Raw genomic sequence first — 10,453 nt, forward strand, 5'->3', positions numbered from 1 at the left:
TTACAAAAATCGTTCCATCGATAATAGTCGTTGCAGGCTATGCAGTAGCCTTTTTCTTTCTTTCCTTAACCCTAAAGGATAACATAAATATTGGCGTCGTGTATGCAATATGGTCCGGTGTAGGTGTCTCATTAATTTCGGTTATAGGCTATTTATATTATAAGCAATCATTGGATATCCCAGCTCTTCTTGGAATTGCATTGATAATTATAGGTGTCATGATAATAAACCTGTACTCAAAAAGTGTGATGCACTAAAGCAGAACCTTCAGAGGCTTGAAATGGGGATCATAAATAAGACCGCAAGAAGTACATCTCTTCGTATTTGACAGTCTATCTGATTGGGAAGCAAGCTATGCGATAGCGGGGATAGACAATCCTCAGTTTCAGAAAAATCCGGGAATCTACCGGATCCGGAGCGTGGCGATAACAAGAGCGCCGGTGATGAGCATGGGCGGGATTCGCATTCAGCCCGACCTGGCTCTTGAATGAGCTTTCGCAAAGGGACAGCGCCATCTTCATACTGCCTGGAGGCATCGCCTGGGATGAGGGCAAGAACAAGGAGGCAATCGAGGTTGCCCGCGTGTTCCTCGACTCCGGAGTGCCTGTGGCAGCGATTTGCGGCGCCACCGCGGGCCTTGCTCGTGGGGGCTTGCTCGATTGCCGCCGCCATTTGTAAAGGCGGCTAATGAATCGCAGTACAATCCCGCCGACTCGATGTAGTCACTGCTGAATGGATGTTGGGAGTGCGAAGACCGTCCGAAATGCCGTCTTCTCGACAGTATTCGACCTTGGATTGGCCATCTATCTAAATAGTTACATTGGTGGAACGGCGGAGCGCCGTGGCAGGTATGGAATGATAAGACCTCGAGACTCTGCCATCACTCAGAGAAATACTTCCAGTCTCTTCTCAGCAGGGCAAAAACCACCTGGTCATGGAAGCTTCCCTGAGTAAATTCATATTCTCTTAAAAGCCCCTCTGGCCTAAAGCCCAGTCTCTTGAGGGTATTAAGAGACCTGTTGTTTCCCACTGTTACAAAGGCCTCGATTCGGTTGAATCCTCGCTCTTCAAAACAATGGTTAATAACAGCTTTCATCACTTCCTGTATGGCACCCTGTCCCCAATATCGCCTGCCCAATTCATAGCCAATTTCAGCGCGCCGGTGCTCTGCTTTAACGTTATGGTAACCACAGCTGCCCTGAACAACTCCACTTTTTTTATCAACAATGGCCCAACGCCTACCTTCACCCCTCTCCGGCAGGCTATTTAGCAAATCAACCATCTGTTTGGTCTCTTCGATATTTTTGAAAGATACGTTCATATATTTTGTTACCACATCGTCTGACCAATAGCTGTGCAGCGTTTCTAAATCGGCTGCGCCTATCTCGCGAAGGGCAAAGCGTGTGGTTTCCAGTTCGTTAGATCTGTTCATATTTTCGCCTCTACTCTGGCAAGAGGAAGAGCTAAGATGATATCGATTAAAAACCTATTCTTGAATCTCTTTCTCAAACGAACTCCTTTTGCACGACTTTTGGGTCTTCATCCTCCGGATCGACGAGCTTAAGTTTTAAGGGGAGAGAGGAGTGTCATGCTGCAGTTGAGTAGGAGAGAGACGAAAGAGACATGCATCGATGTAGTCCTGGAGACGGAAGGCTCAGGCAGGATAGATGTCGAAACGGAAATTGAGCTTTTGGACATGATCTTGACCTCTTTGGGGAAAGGAGCTAATTTCGATCTGAGGATCAAGGCCAGGGGAGATTCTGTTACCGGCGACCACCACACCATTGAGGACACGGGAATCACCCTGGGAAAGGCGATTGCTCAGGCAAAAAAAAGCGGCATTGGCAGCTCAACTGTGCCTTCGAGCACTGCCCTGGCAGTGGCCGCAGTTCGTTTCGGCGAGACCGGATACCGGGGCGAGTTCAGCTTTAAGAGCGAGAGCGCAGGAGGCATGACTCTGGAGAACTTCGGACACTTCCTGCGCGCTCTGGCTTACAATGGAGGTTTCACCCTGGTCATCAGCGCTGAAGGTGGGGATGATATGAGCAAGATCGAGGCCATGAGCACCGCGTTAGGCAGAGCGATCAGAAGGGCCTGGAAAGACTCTGAAAAATAATATCGAATTGCAGAAAAAGAATAACCAGGGAGGCCTGCCCTGGTATCTTGCCTAGCTCTTGCTCCTCAGATAGAAAGCAAGGGCAATAGCCAGAAGAAATGTGGCATAACCAGGACCATTGCTCTTCTTGGCTTTATCCGCAGCACCTTCTCCAGCAAGAACGGTTATGGTGCCGTTGGTGATATCCTCCGGCTCAAAACCGCTCCATCCAGTTACATTGATATCGATTATCTCATTCGGCTCAATCGCTTTAAAGCTCAATTCCGCCTTGCTGCAGTTGGCAGGGAAGGTGATTCTCATCAAACCCTTGGCTTCCTCAAGCTGCCAGGAGGGGCTGCAATTGCCCGAGATGCCCAGAGCCTGAGCATTGTTTGAATCGTATGTCAAATTGATCCATCTTTCCACAGAGGATGAAGGAATCTCGACTGGAATGGAGGCAGTCTCACCCGCAGAAATTTCTGCTGAGCCCAGGGATATGCCGCGCATGGGGGCGCGAGAGACATTGAAGAAATCGCCCATTGTCTGAATAGAATTGACAGCATTCTCTATCCTCACCCTCAGCTCATACCGGCCGGGCTCTGCTCCTGCCACTCTCACATGAGGCTCAAGAGAGTCAATCGTACCATGCAAGGTATGATTTTTGGCGCTGGGGTCCAGTCTGCCGTTAACAATATCCTGGAACCTCAGAGTGCTCAGATCGAGCTCGATCTTGATAAAATTCCTCCTGATGGTCTCATTGGCCAGCATTGAATCGTAATCTGAGGTGACGTTCAGCTTCTCATACTCGCTTCTGGACACATAGTAGATTGAATCGCTTTTCAGTATCCTGCCGATCCTCCCAGCGGAATTGAAGTATACCCCCACCTGCTCTTCTGGAGAGGACTGATTCAAGCGCAGCAATGCTGGCACCAGATTTTCCCCCACGTCCATAATCCGGCCATTATCGTCGCTGAGCTGAAGGGTTGTAGCATTCCAAACCCAGTTATACATCCAGAACTCGCCCGATCCCTGGCCGAAGTTTGTGATATCTCTGGAAAAGACCGTCCGGTTTGTGGAGTCTACAATCTCCACAGTGACCTCTCTTATCTCTGCCGCCTGCTCAATCATGGTGAAGCTAGCCGGGGTCTTTGAGGTCACATTGTCTGGCACAATTATGGTTGGAGGGCTTGGAGATGGCACGATATATTCTTGAGTATAAAGATAGTACCGCAGGGTATCGTTGTCTGCCACCCGGATATTCATCATTGGAGCCAAGGAGACGGTCGAGTCGCGGTTCAAATTGATATAGTCATCGTTGACCATCCATATGCCAAGTGGATCGACGTTCACAACCTGCATCTCTCCAATGCCATTGCCCTCCTCCACATGAATGATAAATTGATCGGATATCTGGAAGATGGCATCGATGGTGGCAAAACCCTTGGATATGTTGTTGAAAACATTGTCTACGTGTACCATTATGATCGGCAGGTCGTCGACATCGCCCAGATCTTTCTCATAGATATAGGTGGAGTTGGATCTTACCACAGAGCCTTCAATCGATGCTCCATCCTTCAGAAGCTCCAGGAAAATGCTATCGTTTTCCAGGTCGCGAATACGGATTTCATAGCCTTCCTGCAGAGAATAGTTGCCAACAAATGCGACACCCTGGTACTCTTCATCGATGAGCACTCTGCCCAGATACTCCTTCTCCAGCAAGCTCTTTGAGGCTTTTGTGCCCGCCAGGCTGCTGTCGTATCCTGCAAACCATTGCATCCCCAGGAAATTTATAACTAAATAGTATCCCCAGGGCTTGAACTCAAATTCCTTGGGCTCAAGGAGCGTGGTATACTGGAAGCCCTTCTGAAATGCAGTATTATTCTCTTCATACACAACAGGATTGGATGGCGGAGATACCCTCCTGTCCTGGACGGAATAGAGAACCAGGGTCTCATCCCCCAGCATATCCTCTGGATCAAAATAAAATCCGCTGTAATTCAATGATTTCCATCTGGCGGTGACAGAAGAATCATAATCTCCCAGCTTCACTGGGATTTGAGTGCTGGCACTGAATGCTGGTCCTCTTATCTCTTGGATCCCGTATTCGAAGATTATGCCCACAGGATAATATATAAGCGTAGGCTGATCGAGGACGACCAAAAGCAGATACTGGGTTAAAAATACCGATGAGTCTCTCTTAAGGTTTATATCAACGGCATTTCGAAATTCCAGACCCTCCTCGGATAGATCTTCAAGCTTCATATTTCCCAGGATTCCTCCCTCGACGAGCTTGGCGATGGGACTGTCACTGGTCTGGAAGATGCCGTTCACCTCGGCAAATCCACCGTCTTCGCTGCCCATGGCATTGGCCAGATGGACCAGGATGACAGGTACATCACCCATTTTATAGACGAAGTCCTCGCCAATGCTCACCACTGAGTCGTAGACGCGCTTTTCATTTTTATAGAGAGCGAAGTTCACAACGTCGTTCTTCTCAGAGATCCCACCCAAGGTCAGGGAATAGCCCTGAGCGAGAGGAAGAGTCGTATTATAGGTCAGAGTATATTCGGTATCCTCGTCTCTTAATATCTCCCTAAGCTCTCCTTTGGCCAGGGAGCTGACCTCATCGGTAAAAGAACTATCAGGATAGCTGGCCAGATAGAGCTTGCCAAATAGCGCTAAAACCTCATAGGACCCCCAGGGAGCATAATCAAAATGCTTCGACCATGGCCTGGAGAGATAGGTAATATCGCCTTTTTTCGCTGTTCTTCCAACCACATCTTTTACCTGGAGCTCTTCTCCACCTGCGTCCTCATCCAGATCATAATAGAACCAGCCGAAGTCGTTCGCTCGCCAAGTTCCATCGCCGTAGCTGAGATTGCCTCGAACGGTAGCAAACTCTGCTGCGTCTTGTGCCCATGCACCGCAAAAAAGGCTGATACTTATTGCTGCAGCCAGAAGCGCAACTATGAAACAGATCTTTTTTATTTCATTCACCTCTCTGTGAACCTGTCCTGGATAAGCTGTATATCCTATGGCAAACCACAAACCAACCGGAGTAAGATGTCATCTATTAAACACGTTGCGATATATGGCAAAGGCGGTATCGGCAAGTCGTGCACTGCCTCGAACATCGCTGCTGCCTGTGCCGAGGAAGGCCACAAGGTTTTAATGGTGGGCTGCGATCCGAAGAGCGACTCAAGCATCACCCTCATAGGAAGGAGAATTCCCACGATGATGGACCTCATCCTCAAGGGAGGAGAGTTCAAAGAGGAGGATGTGGTCCATCAGGGCTTCAGAGGAGTCAGGTGCATTGAGGTGGGCGGGCCCGAGCCAGGCGTGGGATGCGCGGGACGGGGCATAATCGTTGCCATTGATTTTTTGCGGAAGGTATCAAAAGCGATGGAGGAGGTGGATCTGGTGCTCTATGATGTGCCAGGGGACATCGTCTGCGGGGGATTCTCCGCTCCAATCAGGAAAGGGCTGGTGAGCCAGGCCTACATCATAACCTCGGGGGAGTACATGCCCCTTTATGCGGCGAACAATATCAGCAAAGGCCTCCTGCGATTGAATACCCCTCTTGCAGGGGTGATATGCAACTCTCGCGAGGCAGCTGGAGAAAGAGAGCGCGATATAGTCAACCAGTTTGCCCAGGAGCTGAACAGCCGGATGGTGGCCTTCATTCCCAAGGAGCCGATAGTCCAGCAGTGCGAGAGGAGGACGGTGACTGTGATCGAGGGCGCGCCCGATTCGAAGATCGCCGCTGTCTACCGGGCCCTGGCAAGGGAGATCATGTCCGGCGGAGAGGCCAGGATCCCTGAACCTCTTAGCGATGAGAGGCTGAGAGAGCTCTCCCGCGATCTGGGCTCTGAGGAGTGAAAAGAAGAAGCAAAAGCAAGGGAGAGTGGCTTGAGATGGGCATAAAAATGAGGGCAGACTGTCCCCGTATCCTCTTAGCAGGGGACAGAAGCTCCAGCGGCAAGACGACCATAGTAGCGGGCTTGCTCTCCGCCTTGCGGGGCCGGAATCTGAAGGTTCAACCCTTCAAGGTGGCCATGGACTATATCGATCCCAGCTATCATACCTGGATCACAGGCCGAAGCTGCCGCAATCTGGATGGCTATCTGATGAACGAAGCTGCCGTCCGCGAGATCTATGCCCATGCTGCGCAGGGGGCGGATGTGGCGGTGATCGAGGGGGTGCGTGGCCTTTACGAGGGATATGAGGGAGATCTCGGCTCGACCGCTCAGATTGCCAAGATGCTGCGAGTGCCGGTCATCTTCGTGGTGGACGCGCGCAGCATCACCCGCAGCTGTGCTGCCCTGGTCAAGGGGTATATGGACTACGATCCTGCCGTTCAGTTCCGGGGGGTGATACTGAACAAAGTAGGCTCTGCAAGGCATGCGGACAAGGCGACTAGGGAGATCGAACGCTATGCAAAGGTGGAGGTGGTGGGCACTATCCGGCGCAATGAGGATATGCACCTGGCCATGCGCCATCTGGGCCTGGTGCCGGTTATGGAGGGGAAGACCCGCCACGAGGGCTTCAAGGAGAGGGTGGACCGCATCCGGCAGATCGTGGAGGAAGGCCTAGATCTGGATAGAATCAGGGAGATAGCCCGCGAAGCCGAGCCCTTGCCCGAGGTAGAACCAGACCTTTATCTGAAAAACGATTCCGGCAAGGATCTCTCCATAGGCGTCGCTCAGGACGAGGCCTTCAACTTCTATTACCGCGACAACCTGGAGCTGATGGAGCTGGCTGGAGCGAGGATAGTCCCCTTCAGCCCGGTGCATGACGCTTCTCTGCCAGAGGTAGACGGGATCTACATAGGCGGGGGGTATCCAGAGATTTATGCTCGCGAGCTGTCCGAAAACCAGAGCTTCATCAGCTCGATCCAAAAGGCGCACGAAAAGGATATCCCCATTTTTGGGGAGTGCGGCGGGCTGATGTACCTGGGCAGGGAGATCGAGTGGGATGGAGAACGCAGGGAGATGGCGGGCCTTATTCCAGGAAAAGCCAGAAGGGGGGCCAGGCGTACAGTTAGCTATGTGCACGGTCATCTGGCCCAAGCCTCGCCTCTGGGAAGGGCGGGCGAGTACATCATGGGCCATGAGTTCCATCATTCGGAGATGCTGATCGATCCGAAGGCAAGGGTGGAGTATGCCATTCGGCTGGAGCGTGGCACGGGAATTGCAGATGGTTTGGATGGCATTCATATAGGAAACCTGGTGGCCAGCTATTCGCATATTCACAGCGCATCCTTTCGAGGGTTTCCGGCCAGCTTCCTCTCTGCCTGCCGGGATAAGCGGCAATGATGGAGAATGAATTAAAAAATTAAATGAGATATAATATTGAAGCTCAGGTATTTATTGAATGCGGACTTCTATTAGCACAAAGGTGAATTATCATGGTTAAAATGCCAGCCGATGTGAAAGAAACCCTGGAGAAGCAAAAGCCGGTTCCTATTGCCACTGCGAGCAAATCGGGAGTCCCGAATGTGGTATTTGTGGGACTGCTCAAGATCATAGATGATGAGACGCTGATGATTGCGGACAACTTCTTCTACAAGACCGCTCAGAACCTGGAGGAGAACCCCAAGATATCCATCCTGTGCTATAATGGCGAGACCAAGAAGTCCTTCCAGATCAAGGGCACTGTCACAGTCTCCAAGGAGGGAGTGGACTATGAGGCCATGAAATCCTGGGTGCACGGAGTCAACAACAAGCTCCCAGCCAAGGCCTGCGCCATGGTCAAGGTCACTGAGATCTACAACGCTATGTGGGGACCGGCTGCAGGAAAGCAGATAGCTTGAAAATGATGGACTATCCCCCGTCCATCATTGTACTTTTTTACTTCCGATCTCTCACCAGTGGCACGTACTCCACCCCTGGCCGGCTTCTGCCCATTTCCATGCGGTAAAGCTCCATTAGGGAGTATACTTCCTCTGGCACATCGGTCTGCACGCAATCCCCCAGCAAGGCTTTTGCGTCCTCGGCCATGAAGGGATGGTCGTGGGTATATTTTCCGGATACGAACTCATTTATGATCACATCCAGCTTAGAGGAATCACTGCATTTGCCCTCCAGGATCTTCTGCAAGAGCTCTCTCATCTGGGCCAGAGCCTTTCTGGCCTCCTCCACATACACCAGAGTCTTATCATCCATCTCATCGATCTTCTTCTTCTCAGCCACCGCCAGGAGGGATGTGGCGGGGTAAGCACCCTGGGCATCGCCCAATTGCGGATCGACCGGCCCGAGGGCGGCATGTTGGTCCATGATGATCTGATCGGCGGCAAAGGCGATCAGCGTTCCGCCGCTCATGGCATAATGGGGCACAATTACCGTTTTTTTGGCAGGATGGGATTTCAGAGCCATCGCAATCTGGGTGGCGGCCAGAGCCAATCCTCCCGGAGTATGAAGGATGATGTCTATGGGTATATCCTTCTGCGCCCGGCGGATAGCCCTTAAGACCTTCTCGCTGTCCTCGATATCTATGTACCGGGCGAGAGGAATGCCAAGGAAGCTGATCGTCTCCTGGCGGTGGATGAGGGTTATGACCTGGCTGCCTCTGGCTTTGCCCAACCTGGCCAAGACGCGCTTTCTTTCCGCCTGAAGATAGTTCCTCTGGAGCATCGGCACCAGAAAAAGGAGAATGAATATTATTATCCAGGCGTTACTGAGCAGGCTGCTAAAAGCATCCGTGCCAGTCTGAGCTAAAGTCGGATCCATCATTATCAAGGATCAATTGGACTGGATCGTATTTAACTTGTAGGATTGCGAAGGACGAAGCGGGAAGTCCCCATCCTTCAGGGTGGTCTCCCGGACGGTGAGTCCGGGGGAGTTGCGACCCAGTCGCAACAGGATGAATGCGGAGTCTTTTGCCAGGATCACTTTCACGCCGCCTTCAAATGATATAAATATTAGGTATGCATATATGTATTCGTTTGATGATCAGCTACAAGTACCCCATATTCCCGAGCAAGATCACTCAGCTAAAGTTAGCAGAGAATCTTGATGCTTGTAGATGGCTCTATAATAGGGGCTCCTCGCTATTTTGTATGGGTAAACTTGAATCGCTGGTTCTCTGTGTCTCGGTGCCTCTGTGGTGAAACGCTATGCATTGACCCAACCACAGAGAAGCAGAGGAACAGAGGCCATATTCTCTGACTTAACTCACCCACATAGTTCAGCGAAGAGCCATAATAGGCTTCTCCAAGACCTGAACGAAGCAAAAGAAAGAGGCATTAAGTTCAAAACCTATGATACTCAGAACATGATCCCATCCCCGAAGCTTGAGAATCCTAAACCAAACCAGGTCTATTCTAAAGTTCTTCAGATGGTGAATTACACTATCTGGTCTAACATCAAAGGCCTCTATGCATCAAAGAATAACGGTCGGAAGATAGGTCATATTCGCTTCAAAGGATATGGATGGTATAACACCCTGAATTACAGCCAATCCGGCTTCAAAATCGATCAAGATCATGGCATATTGCATCTATCCAAAATCGGAGACATGCGGATCAAGATCTATCGAAAGATCGAAGGTTGCATCAAAGCAGTTCTCTGCAATAACCCACAGGCATCTATTTCTTCGATCTCTCACTAATTATACGGCCGCTCCTGGTTGCTCAAAGCCCCTCACGGTAAGATTGATATAGCGCTGCTGGTGAGCATCAATCCCAATGGCTCAAATATATCCGGATTTGTGTATCGGCCACAGGTGGCAGAATGATATTCAATAGAAAATCAAAAGATGGCAGGGTCAAGGCAGAGGTATACATTAACTATGGCGATGAAAATGAAAGTGTCAATGGCCAAAAGAGGATAAAAAAGGCAGAGGTATTGATCAATCCCGGCATGAGCGTTCTGGAAATTCTCAAAATGGTTTCAAATATCGAGTATACTCCGGATGAAAGCGCTACCGGCCACATGGGGTCTATGATAACAGCCATTGACGGCTTTAAAAATGACCTCACTCACTTCTGGCTGTATTATTTGAGAGAGGAGGATGATGGTGGATGGAGGCTGCCCATGGAGACACCTGATTCGGTTTTGATAAAAAAGAACATCATGATTGCCTGGCGGTATCATGATCTGCAAGAAAAGGGGCCTGGCGCGGCCGGCAATCAGATATTTGGCCCTTTCTACTCCAAGGAATGCATTGCCAGGGTTAAGAGATGCAACCGGCAGTTCTGATGTAATTCTGGAAGAACCTGAGGATCCTCAGGCAAGTTGGTGGCTCTTGCAGGGATGCTATTCCTTTGACCAAAAGGCATTAATTTGGTCAAGCGGTCAACCCAAAAGCTTATTTGCTTTAAAAGAAAATTAAACTGACAGAGATAGATTCATACCCTGG

The 10,453-nt window shown here is 50.3% G+C and carries 12 protein-coding genes; 8 read left to right on the plus strand and 4 right to left on the minus strand.

Going from position 1 to position 10,453, the window contains the following annotated elements:
* Both BP727_RS02525 and BP727_RS02530 read left to right on the plus strand, forming a co-directional pair.
* The coding region (locus BP727_RS02525; RefSeq protein ID WP_286857220.1) for a DMT family transporter at window positions 1-257 on the plus strand (257 nt) is incomplete at its 5' end.
* Between the two features lie 226 nt (window positions 258-483).
* Window positions 484-678 carry a DJ-1/PfpI family protein gene (locus BP727_RS02530; RefSeq protein ID WP_342766266.1) on the plus strand — a complete coding sequence of 65 codons (195 nt, stop codon included), beginning with the start codon at window positions 484-486 and terminating at the stop codon, window positions 676-678.
* Window positions 679-880: 202 nt separating this feature from the next.
* Here the strand turns inward: BP727_RS02530 and BP727_RS02535 are convergent, their stop codons facing one another.
* The gene (locus tag BP727_RS02535) at window positions 881-1,432 is read right to left on the minus strand and encodes a GNAT family N-acetyltransferase (protein WP_286857222.1); all 552 of its coding nucleotides are present in this window, start codon (window positions 1,430-1,432) and stop codon (window positions 881-883) included.
* A gap of 156 nt (window positions 1,433-1,588) precedes the next feature.
* On the opposite strand from BP727_RS02535, the gene BP727_RS02540 reads away from it, so the two are divergent.
* A complete protein-coding gene (locus tag BP727_RS02540; RefSeq protein WP_013718412.1) occupies window positions 1,589-2,116 on the plus strand; it encodes an imidazoleglycerol-phosphate dehydratase in 528 nt (175 codons plus the stop codon).
* A gap of 51 nt (window positions 2,117-2,167) precedes the next feature.
* Here the strand turns inward: BP727_RS02540 and BP727_RS02545 are convergent, their stop codons facing one another.
* Entirely contained in the window at window positions 2,168-5,092 is a 2,925-nt protein-coding gene (locus BP727_RS02545; protein WP_286857224.1) for an S-layer protein domain-containing protein, read from the minus strand.
* Between the two features lie 66 nt (window positions 5,093-5,158).
* Here BP727_RS02545 and cfbC point away from each other — a divergent pair, with 66 nt between their 5' ends.
* From cfbC to BP727_RS02560, 3 genes are all read left to right on the plus strand, one after another.
* The gene (gene cfbC / locus BP727_RS02550) at window positions 5,159-5,974 is read left to right on the plus strand and encodes a Ni-sirohydrochlorin a,c-diamide reductive cyclase ATP-dependent reductase subunit (protein WP_286857226.1); all 816 of its coding nucleotides are present in this window, start codon (window positions 5,159-5,161) and stop codon (window positions 5,972-5,974) included.
* A 35-nt stretch (window positions 5,975-6,009) separates the two neighbouring features.
* Entirely contained in the window at window positions 6,010-7,410 is a 1,401-nt protein-coding gene (cfbB, locus tag BP727_RS02555; protein WP_286857228.1) for a Ni-sirohydrochlorin a,c-diamide synthase, read from the plus strand.
* Window positions 7,411-7,502: 92 nt separating this feature from the next.
* Window positions 7,503-7,907 (plus strand): pyridoxamine 5'-phosphate oxidase family protein, encoded by a 405-nt coding sequence (locus BP727_RS02560; protein ID WP_273272187.1) that lies wholly within the window; start codon window positions 7,503-7,505, stop codon window positions 7,905-7,907.
* Window positions 7,908-7,944: 37 nt separating this feature from the next.
* Here BP727_RS02560 and BP727_RS02565 read toward each other — a convergent pair whose 3' ends face one another.
* Window positions 7,945-8,826 (minus strand): SDH family Clp fold serine proteinase, encoded by an 882-nt coding sequence (locus BP727_RS02565; protein WP_013718407.1) that lies wholly within the window; start codon window positions 8,824-8,826, stop codon window positions 7,945-7,947.
* A 9-nt stretch (window positions 8,827-8,835) separates the two neighbouring features.
* A complete protein-coding gene (locus tag BP727_RS02570) occupies window positions 8,836-8,985 on the minus strand; it encodes a hypothetical protein (RefSeq protein ID WP_286857231.1) in 150 nt (49 codons plus the stop codon).
* A gap of 214 nt (window positions 8,986-9,199) precedes the next feature.
* Here BP727_RS02570 and BP727_RS02580 point away from each other — a divergent pair, with 214 nt between their 5' ends.
* Window positions 9,200-9,703, plus strand: a complete 504-nt coding sequence (locus BP727_RS02580; protein ID WP_276620783.1) for a hypothetical protein — start codon at window positions 9,200-9,202, stop codon at window positions 9,701-9,703.
* Window positions 9,704-9,825: 122 nt separating this feature from the next.
* Window positions 9,826-10,293 (plus strand): hypothetical protein, encoded by a 468-nt coding sequence (locus tag BP727_RS02585; protein WP_286857236.1) that lies wholly within the window; start codon window positions 9,826-9,828, stop codon window positions 10,291-10,293.
* The last annotated feature ends 160 nt before the right edge of the window (window positions 10,294-10,453 follow it).

It is taken from the genome of Methanosaeta sp. UBA356 (genome assembly GCF_002496465.1).
GTDB lineage: Archaea > Halobacteriota > Methanosarcinia > Methanotrichales > Methanotrichaceae > Methanothrix > Methanothrix soehngenii.